This window comes from Jeotgalibacillus soli (assembly GCF_000829435.1).
Lineage (GTDB): Bacteria > Bacillota > Bacilli > Bacillales > Jeotgalibacillaceae > Jeotgalibacillus > Jeotgalibacillus soli.
Map to the genome: position 1 here is coordinate 83,219 of NZ_JXRP01000018.1, position 19,345 is coordinate 102,563.

The 19,345-nt window shown below is 39.9% G+C and carries 18 protein-coding genes; 17 read left to right on the forward strand and 1 reads right to left on the reverse strand.

Annotated features, from left to right (window positions below):
* Positions 1-49 precede the first annotated feature (49 nt).
* The 3 genes from rpmF (at position 50) to KP78_RS10855 (ending at position 1,914) form a co-directional block, all read left to right on the forward strand.
* Positions 50-223 (forward strand): 50S ribosomal protein L32, encoded by a 174-nt coding sequence (gene rpmF, locus KP78_RS10845; protein WP_041088866.1) that lies wholly within the window; start codon positions 50-52, stop codon positions 221-223.
* A 199-nt stretch (positions 224-422) separates the two neighbouring features.
* Positions 423-1,199, forward strand: a complete 777-nt coding sequence (locus KP78_RS10850; RefSeq protein ID WP_041088868.1) for an enoyl-CoA hydratase/isomerase family protein — start codon at positions 423-425, stop codon at positions 1,197-1,199.
* A 91-nt stretch (positions 1,200-1,290) separates the two neighbouring features.
* Positions 1,291-1,914, forward strand: coding sequence for an RsfA family transcriptional regulator (locus KP78_RS10855; protein ID WP_052474768.1), 624 nt, complete (start codon positions 1,291-1,293; stop codon positions 1,912-1,914).
* 47 nt (positions 1,915-1,961) lie between these two features.
* Here the strand turns inward: KP78_RS10855 and KP78_RS10860 are convergent, their stop codons facing one another.
* Positions 1,962-2,438 (reverse strand): N-acetyltransferase, encoded by a 477-nt coding sequence (locus tag KP78_RS10860; RefSeq protein WP_041088870.1) that lies wholly within the window; start codon positions 2,436-2,438, stop codon positions 1,962-1,964.
* Between the two features lie 258 nt (positions 2,439-2,696).
* Between KP78_RS10860 and KP78_RS10865 the strand changes: the two genes are divergently transcribed.
* The 14 genes from KP78_RS10865 to murD all read left to right on the forward strand — a co-directional run bounded on the left by KP78_RS10865 (position 2,697) and on the right by murD (position 19,323).
* The gene (locus KP78_RS10865; protein WP_041088872.1) at positions 2,697-4,049 is read left to right on the forward strand and encodes an acetyl-CoA carboxylase biotin carboxylase subunit; all 1,353 of its coding nucleotides are present in this window, start codon (positions 2,697-2,699) and stop codon (positions 4,047-4,049) included.
* A complete protein-coding gene (locus tag KP78_RS10870) occupies positions 4,046-4,258 on the forward strand; it encodes a biotin/lipoyl-containing protein (protein WP_041088874.1) in 213 nt (70 codons plus the stop codon). Before KP78_RS10865 ends, KP78_RS10870 begins: the two co-directional genes overlap by 4 nt.
* A 26-nt stretch (positions 4,259-4,284) precedes the next feature.
* A complete protein-coding gene (locus KP78_RS10875) occupies positions 4,285-5,826 on the forward strand; it encodes an acyl-CoA carboxylase subunit beta (RefSeq protein WP_041088876.1) in 1,542 nt (513 codons plus the stop codon).
* Positions 5,827-5,973: 147 nt separating this feature from the next.
* The gene (locus KP78_RS10880; RefSeq protein ID WP_041088878.1) at positions 5,974-6,870 is read left to right on the forward strand and encodes a 2-dehydropantoate 2-reductase; all 897 of its coding nucleotides are present in this window, start codon (positions 5,974-5,976) and stop codon (positions 6,868-6,870) included.
* Positions 6,867-7,259, forward strand: a complete 393-nt coding sequence (locus tag KP78_RS10885) for a DUF3397 domain-containing protein (RefSeq protein ID WP_041088880.1) — start codon at positions 6,867-6,869, stop codon at positions 7,257-7,259. The genes KP78_RS10880 and KP78_RS10885 overlap by 4 nt, the downstream gene beginning before the upstream one ends.
* A gap of 80 nt (positions 7,260-7,339) precedes the next feature.
* Complete coding sequence (bshC, locus tag KP78_RS10890) at positions 7,340-8,959, forward strand: bacillithiol biosynthesis cysteine-adding enzyme BshC (RefSeq protein WP_041088882.1); 1,620 nt, start codon at positions 7,340-7,342, stop codon at positions 8,957-8,959.
* 159 nt (positions 8,960-9,118) lie between these two features.
* Positions 9,119-9,550, forward strand: a complete 432-nt coding sequence (gene mraZ, locus KP78_RS10895; RefSeq protein ID WP_041088884.1) for a division/cell wall cluster transcriptional repressor MraZ — start codon at positions 9,119-9,121, stop codon at positions 9,548-9,550.
* Positions 9,551-9,582: 32 nt separating this feature from the next.
* Positions 9,583-10,515: a 16S rRNA (cytosine(1402)-N(4))-methyltransferase RsmH gene (gene rsmH, locus KP78_RS10900; RefSeq protein ID WP_041088886.1), complete on the forward strand. Its 933-nt coding sequence runs from the start codon at positions 9,583-9,585 to the stop codon at positions 10,513-10,515.
* 33 nt (positions 10,516-10,548) lie between these two features.
* A complete protein-coding gene (gene ftsL / locus KP78_RS10905) occupies positions 10,549-10,914 on the forward strand; it encodes a cell division protein FtsL (RefSeq protein ID WP_041088888.1) in 366 nt (121 codons plus the stop codon).
* A complete protein-coding gene (locus tag KP78_RS10910) occupies positions 10,911-13,115 on the forward strand; it encodes a penicillin-binding protein (RefSeq protein ID WP_235420906.1) in 2,205 nt (734 codons plus the stop codon). The genes ftsL and KP78_RS10910 overlap by 4 nt, the downstream gene beginning before the upstream one ends.
* A gap of 165 nt (positions 13,116-13,280) precedes the next feature.
* Complete coding sequence (locus KP78_RS10915) at positions 13,281-15,167, forward strand: stage V sporulation protein D (RefSeq protein WP_084220079.1); 1,887 nt, start codon at positions 13,281-13,283, stop codon at positions 15,165-15,167.
* Positions 15,168-15,233: 66 nt separating this feature from the next.
* Complete coding sequence (locus tag KP78_RS10920; protein ID WP_041088890.1) at positions 15,234-16,724, forward strand: UDP-N-acetylmuramoyl-L-alanyl-D-glutamate--2,6-diaminopimelate ligase; 1,491 nt, start codon at positions 15,234-15,236, stop codon at positions 16,722-16,724.
* A gap of 275 nt (positions 16,725-16,999) precedes the next feature.
* A complete protein-coding gene (gene mraY / locus KP78_RS10925; protein ID WP_041088891.1) occupies positions 17,000-17,974 on the forward strand; it encodes a phospho-N-acetylmuramoyl-pentapeptide-transferase in 975 nt (324 codons plus the stop codon).
* Positions 17,974-19,323 (forward strand): UDP-N-acetylmuramoyl-L-alanine--D-glutamate ligase, encoded by a 1,350-nt coding sequence (gene murD, locus KP78_RS10930; protein ID WP_041088893.1) that lies wholly within the window; start codon positions 17,974-17,976, stop codon positions 19,321-19,323. The genes mraY and murD overlap by 1 nt, the downstream gene beginning before the upstream one ends.
* Positions 19,324-19,345: the final 22 nt, after the last annotated feature.

Sequence of the window (19,345 nt, forward strand, 5' to 3'; positions counted from 1 at the left end):
ACTTTAGTAAGTTCATTTTACAATCACTCTCTTTAAGGAGGTGGGAAACATGGCGGTACCATTTAGAAGAACATCCAAGACTGCAAAGAGAAAGCGTCGTACGCATATCAAATTGTCAGTGCCTGGTATGGTAGAATGCCCAAACTGCGGGGAAATGAAGCTTTCTCACCGCGTGTGTAAAGCGTGCGGAACATATAAGGGCAAGGAAATTGTAAGCAATTAATAGAGTCGTTTAGACGATTCGAAAAAACCAAACCTGTTAAAGAGGCCATGGCTCTTTTACAGGTTTGGTTTTTTTTGTAGGTAACCATTTTAGACTCTCAATCATATTCTAAAACTTTTGACCTCTTAAATAATACAAGATAGCATGTTACAATCAAACAGTGAAAAGGACAGGAATTTGCAGCTAGGAGGGACATGGGGTGGCATATCGTATCGAAAGATTAGATTCAGTATTACTTTTTTGCATTGATCGCCCTGAAAGAAGAAATGCCATTAATATTGAAGTAATGGATGGATTACAAAAAGCAATTGACAATGCGCGTGAGGATCATCGGATCAAGGTATTAATGATTACTGGAGAAGGTAACCAGGCATTTTGTTCTGGTGGGGACCTCCAAGTGTTTCATAAGCTAAAAACCCAGCAGGAAGCATACAGTATGCTATCAAAAATGGGTGGAATCCTGCATGATCTTGCAACACTTCCTAAAATGACTGTGGCATTTATTAACGGTACGGCAATAGGAGGAGGGTGTGAAATTGCGGCAGCATGTGATTTTCGAATTTCTCGTCCAAAAGCAAAGCTGGGATTTGTACAGGGAGATTTATCCATTACAACAGGCTGGGGAGGCGGAACTCTATTATATGAACGCTTATTGCCAAACCAGGCACTTACTATATTGACAACTGCAACTGTTCGAGAGGCAGAGAGTTTTCATGATCTTGGTTTTATTGATTATATGTGCGAAGGGGAAACCTATTCAGAAGCAATTGAGCTATTGCAGCCAATTATTTTAAAGAACGTTCATGTCCTTATGGCGTATAAGCAGATGCTGATTGAAAAATGGAAAAAAAGCGATCTTCAACATAGAATGCAGCTAGAGATACAAGAGTGCTCCATGCTATGGGAAAAGCAAGACCACCATGATGCAGTTGATGCCTTTTTACAGGGCAATCCTCGTAAAAACACGAAATCTTAAAATTTCGTGTTTTTTAATGTCTATTTTCTAGATTCATTGCATAGAATAGCAGTAGAGAAAGGACAACGATCTTTACTAGGGGGATGAGAGAATGACAAAGCATAGACAGGACGGATGGACGGCACAAGAAGACCGCTGGCTAGCAGATGCTGTACTTGCACATATTAAATCTGGCAGCACTCAATTGAAGGCCTTTGAGGAGATTGGAGAAAAAGTAAACCGTACTGCAGCGGCATGTGGGTTTCGCTGGAACTCATGTCTAAGAAAAGAATGTCAGCAGCTAATCGATGAAGCAAAAAAAGAAAGGTATGCAAGCCGTAAAACGATGACTCCGAATAAACGTCCAATGGCAAACTCACCTATGGAATGGTCTGCAAATGAACTATCGGCACAATTAGAAAACTGGATTGAAAAAATAACACGTTATGAAAAATCAGAAGATTGGGAACGGAAATGCAAAACTTTGGAATTTTCACTTGATAAGATAACCAAGGAAAAAGAAAAGCTAGAGAAGAAAGTTCAAGGCTTGGAAGAAGACTACAGGGCGCTTTTGTTTTTAATTGAGAAAGCTAGAAAACTAGGCGTAGCTGAAGAGAGTATGGAATCTGCTTCAGAAGCACCCATATTTCAAATGGAAGCGAACGGAAATCTATTTCGTTTAAATCGGAAAAATGGCTCAGCAACATCTGATCGACGAGAGGCGATGGATGTATAAAAAAAGGAGGAAAGTCTCTGGACTCTCCTCCTTTTTCGATCTAATCATCAATTATGCTTTTGTTCCTTAACTCCTTCAGGGTACCAGACAAGGGGATTTTGTCCAAGGTCTCGCTCCATATCATACGTTACTTTTTCAAAGCCCATTTTCTCCCAAAAATGATGAGATTGAACTCTTGGATTTGTTTTTATAGGTAAATTGAAGCTTTTTGCAAACTCCACCATTTGAGCTCCGTAGCCTTTTTTTTGATAATCTGGCAAAACCTCTAGTTTCCATAGTTCTAAATAGTCCTGGGCCGGTTCGAAGTAAAGATCAAATCTGGAATCACGTCGATATAAATTCATTCTGGCAATCAGCTTATTCCCAAGGTAAATCCCATAGAAGGGAGAATCGATGTCATTTTCCACTATATTTGTTTGCAGCTCTTCCAGCATTGAGAGCTCTTGAAGACCAATTTCACGAAATTTATTAAATTCCTCTAATGTCTTGTAATTAACACGTAATTTCTCGACTTTAAATTCCATTCATGAACACTCCTTATTAGCAGTACTTAAACGTTTGACCCTCTCAGCTTGCACATGAGTGTATGCGCTTACGGAAAGGAGTATGAATTGTAACGCTTATACAATCATTATATATCAATAGGACAAAAAATACTGCACATTTAACAAGAAAGCGTTTACAATGGAAGGGGATATTTTTAAAAAATATACATTTCAATTAGAATAAGGCATTTAGAAAAATGATTTTTTGACAAATCGAAATAGGAAAGGGGCAGAGGTGTGAAAAAGCTGTTAGTTGCCAATAGAGGAGAAATCGCTTTACGCATCATTCGTTCGTGTCAGAAGCTAAATATTACAACGGTAGCCATTTATTCTGAAGCAGATGCGCAAATGCCTTATGTTAGTGAAGCGGACATTGCTTATGAAATTGGTCCAGCTCCTGTAGCGAAATCTTATTTAAATATGGATGCCATTTTAAATATTGCTAAAAAAGAACAAGTAGATGCCATTCATCCAGGATATGGGCTGCTTTCTGAAAATGCCATTTTCGTAAGGAAAATTGAAGATGCTGGTATACGATTCGTTGGACCTGATGCATCTATTATCGAACGAATGGGTGATAAAATTTCCGCCAGAAAGACGATGATGGAGGCAGGAGTGGCAGTTATTCCTGGTATAGATAGTGAAATGGAGAGTGTCAAGACCGCTTTTCAATTTGCAACTGAGGTTGGTTATCCGATCATGCTTAAAGCTAGCAGCGGCGGTGGTGGTGTTGGAATGATCCGGTGCGATGATGAGCAAGCGCTCACTCAGCATTTTGAATCAACGAAGCAACGATCCAAAACGTACTTTGGCTCAGATCGCTTATTTATCGAAAAGTACATACCGAGAGCAAGGCATATTGAAGTGCAAATATTTGGTGACTATAAAGGAAGTATATTTCACTTGTGGGAGCGGAACTGCTCCATGCAGCGCAGAAATCAAAAAATCGTAGAGGAATCACCTGCACCAAAACTTTCAAATGAAGCTCGTACTAAAATCCTTAAAACAGCGGTCCGTGCAGCTCAAGCAGTTGGCTACAAAAATGCAGGAACCATTGAAATGATCGTGGACGAGAAGGAAAATGCTTATTTTCTCGAAATGAACACGAGGCTGCAAGTCGAGCATCCAGTCTCAGAAATGATCACCGGAGTGGATTTAGTAGAGTGGCAGCTATTAACAGCTATGGAAAAGCCACTTCCCATTTCAAAGCAACAGGAAATCCATGTTAATGGCCATGCAATGGAATTTCGATTGTACGCAGAAGACCCGATAACGTTTTATCCATCCCCTGGAACATTGTCATCAGTTGTGTTTCCGAGCGGAGAAGGTATTCGGATTGATGAAGGCTATCTGGAAGGAAATAAAGTAACGCCTTTTTATGATCCTATGATCGCTAAAATGATCATTCATGCTGACTCACGTGAAAAATGCTTGGAAAAAGCACGGAAGGCTGTAAAGGCTACAGTGATAGAAGGAGTAAAGACGAACCTGCTTTTTTTTATAAAAATGTTAGATGAAAAAGACTTTATAGAGGGTAGTTATCATACCCAATCCATCGACCAAATCGTTAAAGGAGAGAAAAATCTATGAAAGAAGTTCCATCATCCATGGCAGGAACAGTATTGCACATAATGGTAAGCACTGGTGATCATGTTTCTGTAGGACAAGCTGTAGTAATGATCGAATCAATGAAAATGGAGATTCCGGTTGAGTCGGAACAGTCAGGGGTTGTAGAAGCAGTGAAGGTAGCTATTGGTGATTTTGTCAATGAAGGTGATGTTGTACTTGTTTTATCCTAGGACTCGTTAAAGAAGGGGGAGGTTAGATGACAAATTCAACAAGTGATCAAAATCGTTTAGAACAAGCATACGCATCAATAAAAGCTGGCGGGAATCAGAAATATCACGAAAAACAAATAGAGCAAGGTAAGGTATTCGTACGTAAAAGACTTGAACAATTACTTGATGAAGGATCATTTCAGGAGGATGGATTATTTGCAAATTATACAGCTGGTGATCTCCCGGCAGATGGTGTTATAACTGGAGTAGGAAAAATAGAGGGACGGCCGGTTTGTATCATGGCGAATGATTCGACGGTTAAAGCAGGTTCGTGGGGAGCAAGAACTGTAGAGAAGATTATTCGTATCCAGGAAACAGCAGAAAAGCTATGCGTACCGTTACTCTATTTAGTAGATTCTGCAGGTGCAAGAATCACAGATCAGCTTGATATGTTCCCAAATCGCAGGGGAGCTGGACGGATATTTCATAATCAAGTAAGACTGTCAGGTACAATTCCGCAAGTGTGTCTATTATTTGGACCTTCTGCAGCAGGAGGAGCTTATATTCCTGCATTTTGTGATCTTGTTATTATGGTGGATGGGAATGCATCGATGTATTTAGGTTCACCACGCATGGCAGAGAAGGTAATTGGTGAAAAAGTAACGCTCGAAGAAATGGGAGGAGCTAAAATGCATTGCTCTGTTAGCGGCTGCGGCGATGTTCTTGCTTTATCTGAAGAAGAAGCGATTACACAAGCAAAAAGATATTTGAGCTTTTTCCCAACCAATTTTGAAGAGCCGGTTCCTACTGCCGAAACGAAATTACCTGCGAGTCAAAAAACGCTTGCTGAACTAATTCCAGAAAATCAGAACGCACCGTTTGATATGCATCAAGCGATAGAAACACTTATTGATGAAGATAGCTTTTTTGAAGTGAAGAAGCTTTTTGCTCCTGAACTTATTACGGGATTAGCTCGATTGGACGGAAAAGCGGTTGGGATCATTGCCAATCAACCACGTGTGAAAGGCGGTGTTCTTTTTGTAGACTCAGCGGACAAGGCAGCCAAATTTATTCAGCTATGTGATGCGTTTGGCATTCCCTTGTTATTTCTAGCCGATGTTCCAGGGTTTATGATTGGTACCAAGGTTGAACGTGCGGGCATAATCCGTCACGGAGCGAAGATGATCTCGGCTATGAGTTCTGCAACTGTGTCTAAAATATCCGTTATTGTTAGAAAAGCATATGGAGCAGGGCTATACGCAATGGCTGGTCCTGCCTTTGAACCGGATTGCTGTATCGCATTACCAACTGCACAAATTGCCGTAATGGGACCCGAGGCAGCTGTAAATGCAGTATATTCGAATAAAATCCAAGCAATCGAAGACCCGAAAGAACGGCTGGCCTTTGTACAGGAAAAGCATCAATCCTACAAAGAGGAAATTGATATTTACAAGCTTGCTTCAGAGTTAATTGTGGATGATATTATTGAACCAAATGAATTGAGAAGTGAATTGATTCGAAGATTTGCTTACTATTCATCTAAACAAATTTCATTCGCACCGAAAAAACATCCTGTTTACCCGGTGTAAGTAAAAAGGGCTTTTGTGACGAGTTATCAGCTAAAGGGAGGCTGGAGGCTGTTTGACTCTCATAAAAGCCTTTTTTTCGTTGTACTTATTTTTATATTCCTTCTTTGATGATTTTTGCTAGACTAAAGATAGAGGAGTGTGAAAGTAATGAATGTGACAATCGTAGGGGCTGGAGCGATCGGCTTATTATTTTCCGCCCGTTTAGCAATACAAGGTCATCACGTCTGTTTAATCACGCATTACCAGGAGCAGGCAGATGAGATTAATAAAAGAGGGATTACGTTAATAGGGGAACAAAATCAGACGGTTAGCGTTTTAGCTACTCACAATCCCGATAATGGGTTCAAGGATGGGGTCTGGATTGTCACACTGAAGCAATATCAGCTAGAAATGGCTTATTCAATGTTCATGCAAATTCCACAGGATGCAGCTGTTATTTTTACGCAAAATGGAATGTCTCATCTTGCTCTGTTAGAGCGTCTTCCTCACTCAAATCTTTTTGTAAGCACAGTTGAGCATGGTGCATGTAAGCAATCAAATACATCAGTTAAACATAATGGAATTGGTGCCTGGAAAATTGCTGCATTCAGAGGGCTGCATTCACTGGCGGATAGCTTGGACTTGGATCAAGATCGTTTCTTTCCTATTTTGTTTCACCCTGATTATGAAACCTTGCTGCTTGAAAAGTTAATAAAAAATATCATGATTAATCCGATGACGGCCATTCTTAATGTCCGCAATGGGGAGCTGATTAAAAACCCATATATCTATCGTACTATGGAGCAGCTTTATAATGAAGTGGCATGCGTTTTTCCAGCGGCACGATCAATTGTTCCATTTGAAGAGGTAGTGTTGTTATGTCAGCGCACATCCGAAAATATCTCATCCATGAACGCGGATTTACGATCAAAAAGACAGACAGAGATTGATGCAATTGTTGGGTATGCGATTGAAAAAGGAAATGGCAAGGAGGAACTTCCCCTATTGCGTTTTTTATATGATGCAATTCGTGGGCAAGAATATACAATCGGGGTGAGGAGTTGAGTACATTTTTAGCTTATTTTCTTGGTGTAACCGTCATCGCTCCTTTTCTTGTTTATATTGCTCTTTTTTCTTTTGTTAAGTGGGTTACAGGGCATCACAAGTCTGCTGTAAATTTTGCAGTAGACGGAACAACCCCCTTCATGATTATTGCTGTGTATTTTTTGCTGCTCTCCATTTGGGAAGTATCTTTACTATGGGTATTATTGCTTGTAATGTGTATGGTAGGTATTACCTTTTCATTTTATAAATGGAGGCGAGAACCAGATTTTGAATGGAGGAAAGTTTGGAAAGGATTTTGGCGTATTAATTTTCTGTTGTATACGATAGGATATGTATTTCTTTTCCTTTGCGGCCTCACCCTAGAAGTTTTTCAAGCAGTTATAAGATGAATAAGCATCTTCTTTTTTATTTTTCGTACTAGGTGCTATACTCAATGATGGGCAGATATTGGATAAAGGAGATTTTTCATATGCTATTAGAAAACGTTAAGCTTCCTGCGATTCAACCGTTTACATCTCGCTATATTGAAGAAGATCAGCTTGTGCGATCATTATTTCATAGCGGGTACCGTGAACAGGAAGTTTTTACGGAAAGAGTGAAGGAAGTCCAGGCACGGTCATTTGAGCGTGACACACTGGTTCATTGTATAAAAAACTATATGGCAGATTTACCACAGAGTAAAGCGGTGGAGCGATCTCTTAAAGCACTTGGAGAAGATGCCCTAGTTGTGATCGGTGGGCAGCAGGCAGGTTTATTAACAGGACCTCTCTATACCATACATAAGGTTCTTTCCATCATTCATTTGGCTAAACAGCAGGAAACAAAGCTGGGTGTTCCCATAGTCCCTGTTTTTTGGATTGCCGGGGAAGACCATGATTTTCTTGAAGTAAATCACGTCTATGTTGAAAAGCAACATCAAATGGTAAAAAAAGGGTATCCGGAACGCGTGCTTGATAAAAGAATGACGACAGAAATTGAATACGATGAAACCATTATGAAAAAGTGGGTGCGTTCCGTATTTAAGGACTTTGGTGAAACCTCCTATACCAACTCACTCATTAACAAGCTCGATACCGCCATTGAGCAATCTTCCACAATTGTACAGTTTTTCTCTTATCTCGTTATGGATCTCTTTAAAGATGAAGGATTATTAGTAATCGATGCAGCGGATTCAGCTCTTCGAGAACTTGAACGTCCTTTCTTTTTGCAACTTTTAAACGAGAATCGGCAGATTACTCAACTTGTACTGCAGCAGCAAGCTCAAATTCAACAGCTTGGCTTTAAGCCGATGATTGATCTTTCATCCAATGCAGCCAATTTATTTATTACGATTGATCATGAACGGATACTATTGGAAAATACGAGTGAGGGTTATCAAGATAAGAATGGATTTTACTTCTTTTCACACGAAGAGCTTCATGCTCTTATTGAAGAAAAACCCTGGATGTTCAGCAATAATGTTGTAACGAGACCGATGATGCAGGAATGGGTGTTTCCAACGCTTTCATTTATAGCAGGTCCAGGCGAAATAGCCTACTGGGCTGAATTAAAAACTGCATTTGAGCATATGGGGATGAACATGCCGCCAGTTGTGCCAAGGTTAAATATAACGATTGTTGAAAGGGATGTATCTCAAAAAATAAATGATCTTGGACTTAAGCTTTCATCAGTGCTTGAACATGGTGTTATGAAGGAAAGAGAGCAGTATTGGAATCATGTAAAAGATGAAACAATGGATATCCTAATTAAAGAGGCCGAGGAGTGGATCCATTCCCACTATCTAAAAATCAGCAAGCATGCAGAGGGACTCCACCCTGGACTTCCTCCAATTGTGAAACGGAATCTTGAAATCCATACAGATCAGCTGGCTTATTTAGGTAAGAAATCGAATGATCACATCGCAATCAAGCATGAAGTGACTTTATCAAAATACGATCGTATTGCCAGCAGTCTAAGACCTGGAAATGGACCGCAGGAACGGGTATGGAATATGTATTATTTCTTAAACCGTTATGGAGATGAATTCCTTAAGCAGCTGGTGGAAAAAGAATATGATTTTGGTGGTGATCACAAAGTATTAGTGCTATAAAAGCAAACTAGAGAGGCTTTTCCTCTCTGGTTTTTTTGTTGATGAATTTTCTGCAAATTACCTAGCGTTACTTTATTACAGTTGTGTTAGAATAACTAAAAACAAGTGGTGCAAAGTGGGGGAGTGTGGTACATTTAGGGAGAAAGGTGGGATAGACGCATGTTCATGGGTGAATATCAGCATAATATAGATGCGAAAGGGCGGATTATTGTGCCTGCAAAATACCGTGAACATGTCGGGGAAGCTTTTATTATCACTAGAGGGCTTGACCAATGTCTTTTTGGCTATCCTATGGAAGAATGGCGCCGTCTTGAAGAGAAAGTGCGTTCGTTACCTGTTACGAAAAAGGATGCAAGAGCATTTGCGCGTTTTTTCTTTTCCGGTGCAGTTGAATGTGAGCTTGATAAGCAAGGGCGTATTAACCTTCCGCAAAACCTTCTTGATTACGCAAAAATTGAAAAAGAATGTATGATTCTGGGTGTTTCGAGCAGGATTGAGATTTGGAGTCAAGCCATTTGGGATGACTATTTAGCCCAATCCGAGGATTCTTTTGCAGAGATTGCAGAAAATCTTATTGACTTTGACTTGTAGCATGCAACATTCGGTACAGAAAGGTGACCCCAATGTTTGACCACACAACCGTATTATTAAGAGAAACCGTTGACGGATTAAATATTCGACCTGATGGCATTTATGTAGACTGTACATTAGGCGGAGCCGGACATAGTGAATATTTGTTGTCCCAGCTTTCTGACAAAGGCCATTTATATTGTTTTGACCAAGATGAAACAGCAATTCGTCATGCGAAAGAAAAGTTACAAGGGTACGCAGGACAGGTAACCTTTATTAAAGCAAATTTTCGCTGCTTGAAAGAAGAGTTAGCGAAGCATGATGTTCATGAGGTAGATGGGATTTTGTACGATTTGGGTGTTTCCTCTCCTCAGCTTGATACCCCTGAAAGAGGGTTTAGCTACCATCACGACGCGCTTTTAGATATGAGAATGGATCAATCAGCAGAATTGTCGGCAAAAACCGTTGTGAATAAATGGGCTTTTGAGGATCTTGTTCGTATTTTTTACCGGTATGGTGAAGAGAAATTTTCTAAACAAATTGCGAGGAAAATTGAGGCTGCCAGGGAAAAAAAACCGATTGAAACGACGGGAGAGCTTGTTGAATTGATCAAAGAAGGAATTCCAGCACCTGCCAGAAGAAAGGGTGGTCATCCTGCAAAACGTATTTTCCAGGCCATTCGAATTGCTGTTAATGATGAACTCGGAGTTGTTGAGGAATCCTTGGAACAGGCAATTGAGCTAATAAAGCCAGGTGGAAGAATTAGTGTGATCACTTTTCATTCCTTAGAGGATCGTATTTGTAAGACGATGTTTAAGAAAGCAGCGCAAGGACCTGATCTGCCACCCGGACTGCCTTTTATTCCTGATGAGTATAAACCTGTATTGAAGCTTATAACGAGAAAACCAATTTTAGCAAATGAAGATGAGCTTGAAGCAAATAATCGTTCTCGTTCAGCGAAACTGCGAATAGTAGAGAAAAATTAAGACAAGTCATCGAAATTGAATGGGGGATTTGACATGACAAACTCAGCGCGGCAATACCAAGAGCAGCATCAAACAAAGCAAAAGAAGAAAGTAAAAATTGTTCGTCGTTCAGCTTCTGGTTCTTCGGTCTTTACATTAGGAGAGAAAGTATTAGCAATGCTATTTGTTGCTTTTATCTGTTTTGCCAGCCTTCAAATTATCTCCGTTCAAGCTGATATTTACGATGTGAACAAAGATATTCAAGATCTGGAATCAACTGTTGTTGTGCAGCAAAACATAAATAATGATCTCGCGATCCAAGTAAGCCAAATGAGTACATACGAGCGTATTTGGGAAAAAGCAAAAGAGCTTGGATTAACACTAAATGAAGCAAACGTTAAGGTCGTGCAGCAGCCATGATTTCAATGATTGCGAAAGCAATAAAACAAAATTGGGGAGCCTACCTGTTATTTTTGGTATTTGGTGCTCTCTTTTTTGTTTTGTTAACACGATTTTTGACACTTCAAATCACTGGAGAAGCAGAAGGTAGAGATCTTGCGGCGCAGGCAGCAGCCCAGTATGCAAGAGAACAAATCCTTGAAGCTGAACGCGGGAAAATTTTGGATCGGAACGGTGAAGTCATCGCAGAAGATACAATCACTTTCAAGGTAGTTGCTGTGTTAAATGAAGAGATGACAACAGACGCTAAAAATCCTAAACACGTTACGGATCCTGAGAAAACTGCCCAAGCTTTAGCTCGGTATATTGATATGCCTGAAGAGGATATTTTGAAAAGACTGCAACAAAAGGGGAAATTTCAAGTTGAATTCGGTCCAGCTGGACGTGATATTTCTCATGAGGTAAAAATGGGAATTGAACAAGAAAAATTACCAGGTTTGATCTTTTTGCAGGATTTAAAACGTTTTTATCCAAATGGGATTTTCTCTTCACATTTAATCGGCTTTGCACAGGCTGAGGAAAAAGAGGATGGAACATTTGAAACCACTGGAAAAATGGGAATTGAGCTTAATTTAAATAAATATTTGCAGGGAACTAACGGGAAAATGGCATTTGAAGAAGATGCCAGAGGATACTTGCTTCCGGATGGTGAGGAAAAAATCCAAAAAGCACTTGACGGAAATAATGTTTATTTGACACTTGATAAAAAGGTGCAAACGTTTTTGGAAGATTCAATGACCCAGGTTGCTGAAGAATACAATCCTAAACAAATGTATGGTATAGTGGCTGACCCGAAAACTGGAGAGATTCTAGCGATGAGTCAGCGACCAACATTTGATCCAGATTCAAGGGAAGGGCTAGCGGACAATTGGTATAATCAAATTGTTGAAAGCACATTTGAGCCGGGTTCTACATTTAAAACCTTTTCACTGGCAGCGGCGATAGAAGAAGGAAAATTCAATCCGAACGCAACTTACCAGTCAGGCGTCTACGATGTTTTGGATGTGAGGATCCACGACCATAATCGTTATGGCTGGGGAGAGATTAGTTATTTGGAAGGTGTTCAGCGCTCCTCTAACGTAGCATTTGCCAGATTGTTAGATCATATGGGGGAGGACCGCTATAAAAGCTATTTGGATGCATTTGGTTTCGGCAAGCCTACAGGGATCGATTTACCGAACGAAGCAGCAGGAAACATCTTATATAATTATCCAGCTGAACGTGTAACGACTATTTTTGGACAAGGTACAACCGTTACACCTCTCCAAATGATTCAAGCTGAAACAGCCATTGCAAATGATGGGAAAATGATGAAGCCTTATGTCATATCCCAAATCGTTGATCCCAACACGGGTGATGTTGTTCGTGAAGGGAAACCTGAATCATCAGGTAATCCGATCTCTGCAGATACGGCTAAGAAAACACGAGAATATTTAGCAACTACAGTCACATCCGATGTTGGAACAGGGCAGCTGTTTTCGATCCCGGGCTATGATATTTCAGGAAAATCAGGCACCGCTCAAATACCGAATCTGGATACCGGTGGATATATGATCGGTAGAGAAAATTATCTGTTTTCATTTATTGGTATGGCACCAGCAGATGATCCGGAGCTGATTGTTTATGTAGCCATTCAGCAGCCGACTTTACCTGAAACAGAAAGTGGTTCTATACCTGTATCGAAAGTATTTAATCCCGTTATGCTCAATAGTTTAAAATACTTAAATATCCAACCGGCTGAAGCGCCTTCAATTAATATTTTTAAAGTACCTGATTTTGAAGGTGAGAACGTTGAGGATACCGTTAGTAAGCTGGAAAATGAAGGGGTTATTCCAGTAGTATTAGGTGTTGGTAATACCATTAAAGGTCAATCTGCAAAAGGAACAAGTATGATGGCGGGTGAACGTCTTATCTTGTTAACAGACGGAGAACTTACCATGCCTGATTTATCAGGCTGGTCTGTGCGAGATGTCATGAAGGTGGCCAACATAGCTAATCTTGATCTTAATATAACGGGTTCCGGTTATGCTGAGAGGCAAAATTTACAGGCAGGTGCTGTTTTATCAAAAAGTGAACAGCTTATTGTAAGTTTTTCAACGAATCAGGAACAAATTGCTAGACAGCAGGCTCCAGAAGAAGAGGAGACTGGTCCTCAAGACTAACAAACCTAGCCACTTCATCGAAATATGTTGTTACTAAACAACTATTTAATGGTGAGGTGGTTTTTGTCATGAAAAAAACAGCTGGTTCATAGAATAATGATAACAATGGGAGGAGGACAGTGCTCCTTGAAAAAACTACCTGCTCGAATTATTCGAAAACGATTGATGATCGCCTTTTTCCTTTTTCTTCTGGGACTCACTATCATGATAACGCGTCTATTTATTGTCCAATTTGTTTCACATGATACACTTTTGACAAAGGCATTAAACAGCTGGAGCAGAGAGCTTCCTCTGGAGTCTGAAAGAGGAAGTATTTATGATCGAAACGGAGAAGCAATTGTATTAAATAAGCTGGCTCCGAGTGTTTATTTAATTCCACGACAAATCGAGGATCGGGAAAAAACTGCTAAGCAGCTCTCGGACATTTTGCAGCTGCCTTATGAGAAGGCAATACAGCATGTAGAGAAAAATGTTTCAATCGAAAAGATTCATCCAGAAGGACGCAAGCTTTCTTTTGATCAAGTGAGGAAAATTGAGGACGCGGCACTTGCTGGTGTCTACATCGCTGACGATTTTGAACGTCAATATCCAAATGGTCGTGCACTTTCCCACGTATTAGGTTTTATTGGTGTGGATAATCAAGGATTATCTGGACTTGAACTGATGCATGATGAGAAGCTAAAAGGTGAAAATGGTGCTATTGAGTTTTTTACAGATGCAAAAGGAAAAGACATGGAACAAATGGGGAGCCAATATAATCTTCCTTTGCCAGGGGAGGATTTATACTTGACGATTGATGAAAGAATTCAATCAATATTGGAGCGAGAATTAACAAATGCACAGATTACATATAACCCTGACCAAATGCTTGCGATTGCGATGAATCCAAAATCAGGTGAAATATTAGGGATGGCAAGTCGCCCCGATTTTCATCCATCCGCTTTTCAAGAAACAAATCCGGATATTTATAACCGCATTCTTCCTATCTGGAGTACATATGAACCAGGTTCTACCTTTAAAATCATTACACTTGCCGCTGCTTTAGAGGAAAAAAAAGTTGATTTAGAAAATGAACACTTTTTCGATAGCGGTCATGTAGAGGTTGGGGGCTCCACCCTACATTGCTGGAAGAGGGAGGGTCATGGTGATCAGACCTTTCTTGAGGTAGTAGAAAATTCATGTAATCCCGGCTTCATCGAAATGGGTCAGCGCTTGGGCAAGGAAACCTTGTTTTCATATATTGATAAATTTGGCTTTGGTGAAAAAACAGGGATTGATCTTCAAGGAGAAGCAAGCGGGATCTTATTTTCACTAGATCGGGTAGGACCTGTTGAATTAGCGACAACTTCTTTTGGGCAGGGAGTTTCTGTCACTCCTTTACAGCAAATAACAGCTGTTTCAGCAGCAATTAATGGAGGGTATTTATACACACCTCATATTGCGAAAAAGTGGGTTAATCCATTGGATGGAGAAGTTACGGAAGAGATAAAGCCAGAAATGAAACGAAGGGTGATCTCAGAAGAAACTTCCAAAAAAGTGCGAGAAGCATTGGAAAGCGTTGTAGCACAAGGTACTGGACGAAATGCTTTTGTTGAATCGTACCGGGTGGGCGGAAAAACAGGAACAGCACAAAAAGTAAAAGATGGAAGATATATGGATGATAGTTATATCGTATCGTTTATTGGATTTGCTCCAAGCGATGATCCGGAAATTATCGTGTATTTAGCGATTGACCATCCAAAGAATACAGTTCAATTTGGTGGAGTTGTCACTGCGCCGATTGTTGGCAAAGTGATAGAGGATAGCTTGAGCATATTGGGTGTAAAGCCAAGAACTTCTCAAATCGATAAAGAAGTACAGTGGCTCGATCCTGTTACTTATAAAATTCCAGATCTAACAGGTTTTACCATTATGGAATTAAAAGAAGTGCTGCTTCCATTAAAGCTTGATATACAAGGAACAGGAGAAAAGGTAATAAGTCAATCACCAAATCCAAACGTTACTGTGAACGAGGGATCTACGATTCGCGTCATGATGGGAAATGGGGATTGAGATTCATGAATGAACTCAGTTACAATAGTATGAGATTTCACTGTATCCGAGTGAGGAGTTGAAAGAATGAAATTATTGGAATTGTTACATTGTCTTCCCTATTACGAAAAAAATGGACATAATAATGATCCAATCATTAAATATATATCCCATCATCACAAGCAAGTTATCCCGGAAACATTGTTTGTAGCGTTGAAAGGAATTAAATCAGACGGTAAGGACTACATAAATGAGGCTGTTGCTAAGGGTGCTGTAGCGATCGTTTGTGAGGATGCTTTAGATTTAACGGTTCCTGTTATAAGAGTAAAAAATGCACGGCATGCGTTAGCCTATATCGCCAATCATTTCTATCAGTATCCAAGTCACAAGATGAATATGGTTGGGATAACTGGTACAAATGGAAAAACAACGGTTTCCCATATGGTACAGTCGATTTTACAGCAGTCCGGGGAACGAACTGGAATAATTGGCACGCTATATATGAAGCAAGGAAATGATACAAAGCAGGCGTCTCATACTACACCTGATAGTTTGCTCCTGCAGCGGATCTTAAGCGAATTTTTAGCTGAAAAGGTAACAACAACAGTGATTGAGGTTTCCTCTCATGGTCTCATTCAAGGAAGACTATTAGGCTGTGATATTGACATTGCCGTATTTACAAATATCACGCAGGATCATTTGGATTATCATGGAACGATGGACAATTATCGCTGGGCAAAGAGCCTACTATTTTCCCAATTGGGTCACAGGCATTTGGCAGATTCGCCAAAATTTGCAATCCTCAATGAGGATGACCCTTTTTCAGAAACACTTAAAAAAGCAACCTCTGCACACATTGTAACCTATGGCCTTACAAAAGAAGCAGATGTGTTTGCAACGGATATCAGATACGGTCACCATTATACTGTCTTTACGGTCCATACCCCAAAAGGAAGCTGTTTTATTTCTATCCCGGTTGTTGGTGTTTTTAATGTTTACAATGCCCTTGCAGCGATATCCACGGCAATCGTTAAAAATCTTTCGCTTCAAGAAATAAAAAACGGATTGTCTAAAATGCAAAGTGTGCCTGGTAGGTTTGAACTCGTGGATGCCAATCAAAACTTTACTGTTATTGTGGATTATGCCCATACTCCAGATAGTTTAAAGAATGTATTAAAGGCGATCGATAAAATGACATCTAAGAGAATACATGTAGTAGTAGGCTGTGGTGGTGATCGCGATCGGGCAAAGCGGCCATTAATGGCATCTGTCGCATGCCAGTATGCAACGGATGTTATCTTTACCTCAGATAACCCGCGAAGTGAATCGGCTTTAAGTATTATTCGTGATATGGAAGAAGGCGTGACCGGGCAGTTTTATACAGTGATTCCTGACCGGGCGGAAGCGATTGAATTCGCTTTAAGGAATGCAGCTGAAGGAGATGTGGTTTTGATTGCAGGAAAAGGTCATGAAGCCTATCAGGTTATAGGAGACAGATCAGTCCCCTTTGACGACAAAAAAATCGCTAAAGAGATCCTTAATGCTTTAAATGATAGCTCGAAGTCAAGCGAGCAGTAACGAACAAAGCCTTGTAAGGTGCGATGATAAAATAACGGAGCAACTAACCGTGATTTGTCATCGTAGTCTTGCGGTTTTTTTTTTGAAGAGAAAATAAATGTTAGAGAATAAAGGAAAGAGAAATATAAAAATACAAAATAATACTTTACGTTGATCGTTTTGGCTACTATGATAATATGGGGTCTTTTTGTAGGAAAGATGGCTAGACCTACGATATAATACAATAATATTGCTTATGAATACATAAGGTAAGGGAATTGTAAGGAGGAGTTTGCATGTCGATTTTGGCAATTATTATCGCAATATTAGTCGGATTTATTGTTACGGTGGCAGTATCACCGCTTTTTATTCCGTATTTGCGAAAATTAAAATTTGGACAAAGTATTCGTGAAGAAGGACCGCAATCACACCAAAAGAAAACAGGAACACCTACTATGGGTGGTATAATTATTATGCTGTCGATATTTATTACAACACTTTCGGTAGCATGGATATTTGATCAATTAAATGTATCAACTTTTTTATTGTTATTTGTGACATTGACATTTGGTGTACTTGGATTTTTGGATGATTTTATTAAAGTGGTTATGAAACGAAATCTGGGATTGACCTCTCTGCAAAAATTAATTGGGCAAATCATTATTTCAATCATTTTTTATCTTATTTTTCAAGCTAATGGATTCTCATCAGCTATTTCCATTCCGTTTACCGATTTTGAAGTAAATCTAGGAATACTTTATATGGGATTTGTGATTTTTTGGCTTGTTGGGTTTTCAAATGCGGTTAATCTGACGGATGGGTTGGATGGTTTAGTGTCAGGCACCGCTGCTATTTCATTTGGTGCGTTTTCCATTATCGCTTGGCAACAAGAGCAATTTGCAGTTGCTATATTTTGTCTTGCTGTAATTGGCGCGTTGCTTGGATTTCTCGTCTTTAATGCTCATCCTGCTAAAGTATTTATGGGAGATACCGGATCTCTTGCTCTTGGAGGGGCTATTGCCACCGTATCAATATTATTAAAGCAGGAACTATTACTGCTGTTAATTGGACTAGTTTTCGTATTTGAGACGTTATCCGTCATCATGCAAGTAACTTCTTTTAAGCTTACGGGGAAACGAATATTTAAAATGAGTCCACTCCACCATCATTTTGAGTTAATTGGCTGGTCTGAGTGGAAGGTTGTAACGGTCTTTTGGGCAGCAGGAATAGTGGTAGCCACCTTGGGAGTGGCGATAGGAGTGTGGGTATAATGAAATCTATTTCAACATACGAAAACAAGAAAGTTCTAGTGGTGGGGCTTGCAAAAAGCGGAGTTGCCGCATCACTGCTATTGCATCGATTGGGCGCTTTTGTAACGGTGAATGATTGGAAGCCGCTCTCAGAGAATAAAGAAGCACAAGCCTTATTGGATGAAGGTATTAAAGTGATTTGTGGCAGTCATCCAGTTGAACTTTTAGATGAAGGTTTTGAATTTATTGTGAAAAATCCAGGGATTCCTTATACGAATCCTCTGATTTCAGGGGCCGTTGAGATGGGGCTTCCTGTATTAACTGAAGTAGAATTAGCTTTCCAAATAAGTGAAGCAGACATTATAGGAATCACAGGTACAAATGGAAAAACAACGACCACAACACTCGTGCACCATATGCTGAATGCAGGAGGAAAACGGGCCTTCATGGCTGGTAATATTGGGACTGTGGCTTGTGAGGTAGCTCAAGAGGCTTCTGAAGAAGATACAATGGTAATTGAGCTGTCATCTTTTCAGTTGATGGGAATCAAAGAATTTAAGCCGTCAATCGCAATTATCACAAATCTCTATGATGCGCATTTAGACTACCATAGTTCCAAAAATGAGTATGCAATGGCTAAGTCTGCAATTACAAAGAATCAGACGAAAAATGATTTCTTAATTGTCAATGCGGATCAGCCAGAACTGCTGGAGTTAGTACAGGATACAAAAGCACAAGTTCTTCCATTTTCGACTTCTAGAAAACTAGAGGGCGGTTTGTATGTAGCTAACGGTTCAATCTACTATAATCAGGAAGAAATTATACGAATACAAGACATTGTTTTACCAGGAGCACATAACCTAGAAAATATTCTTGCAGCCATTGGTGCTGCTAAACTCTCGAATATTGAGAATGAAGCGATTGTAGCAGTGTTAACTACTTTTACAGGAGTGCGCCACCGGACGCAATTTGTACGAGAATGGCAGGGAAGAAAGTTTTACAATGATTCAAAAGCTACGAATTCACTGGCAACAAAGAGCGCGCTAGCTGCTTTTACTAAGCCGACGATTTTACTTTGCGGAGGATTAGACAGAGGAAATGATTTTGATGAGTTGCTTCCTTATTTAAATAATGTTAAAGCCATGATCGTTTTTGGACAAACCGCCCAAAAAATGAAGGAATTAGGTGAAAAGGCGGGTATTTCTATAATTAAAAAAGTTGAAAGTGTTAAAGAAAGTGTTCCTTCAGCAGTAGAAATATCAGAAGAAGGTGATATTGTTTTACTTTCGCCCGCGTGCGCTAGCTGGGATCAGCACCCAACTTTTGAAGTAAGAGGAGACATATTTATTGAGGAAGTGAATAGACTGTAATAGGGCAGTATTAGCGCTCAAT

Coding starts and splice junctions, on each gene's coding strand:
- rpmF (WP_041088866.1), top strand. CDS start 50: ATGGCGGTACCATTTAGAAGAACATCCAAGACTGCAAAGAGAAAGCGT.
- KP78_RS10855 (WP_052474768.1), top strand. CDS start 1,291: ATGACAAAGCATAGACAGGACGGATGGACGGCACAAGAAGACCGCTGG.
- KP78_RS10860 (WP_041088870.1), bottom strand. CDS start 2,438: ATGGAATTTAAAGTCGAGAAATTACGTGTTAATTACAAGACATTAGAG.
- KP78_RS10870 (WP_041088874.1), top strand. CDS start 4,046: ATGAAAGAAGTTCCATCATCCATGGCAGGAACAGTATTGCACATAATG.
- KP78_RS10875 (WP_041088876.1), top strand. CDS start 4,285: ATGACAAATTCAACAAGTGATCAAAATCGTTTAGAACAAGCATACGCA.
- KP78_RS10880 (WP_041088878.1), top strand. CDS start 5,974: ATGAATGTGACAATCGTAGGGGCTGGAGCGATCGGCTTATTATTTTCC.
- bshC (WP_041088882.1), top strand. CDS start 7,340: ATGCTATTAGAAAACGTTAAGCTTCCTGCGATTCAACCGTTTACATCT.
- mraZ (WP_041088884.1), top strand. CDS start 9,119: ATGTTCATGGGTGAATATCAGCATAATATAGATGCGAAAGGGCGGATT.
- rsmH (WP_041088886.1), top strand. CDS start 9,583: ATGTTTGACCACACAACCGTATTATTAAGAGAAACCGTTGACGGATTA.
- ftsL (WP_041088888.1), top strand. CDS start 10,549: ATGACAAACTCAGCGCGGCAATACCAAGAGCAGCATCAAACAAAGCAA.
- KP78_RS10910 (WP_235420906.1), top strand. CDS start 10,911: ATGATTTCAATGATTGCGAAAGCAATAAAACAAAATTGGGGAGCCTAC.
- KP78_RS10915 (WP_084220079.1), top strand. CDS start 13,281: ATGATCGCCTTTTTCCTTTTTCTTCTGGGACTCACTATCATGATAACG.
- KP78_RS10920 (WP_041088890.1), top strand. CDS start 15,234: ATGAAATTATTGGAATTGTTACATTGTCTTCCCTATTACGAAAAAAAT.
- mraY (WP_041088891.1), top strand. CDS start 17,000: ATGTCGATTTTGGCAATTATTATCGCAATATTAGTCGGATTTATTGTT.
- murD (WP_041088893.1), top strand. CDS start 17,974: ATGAAATCTATTTCAACATACGAAAACAAGAAAGTTCTAGTGGTGGGG.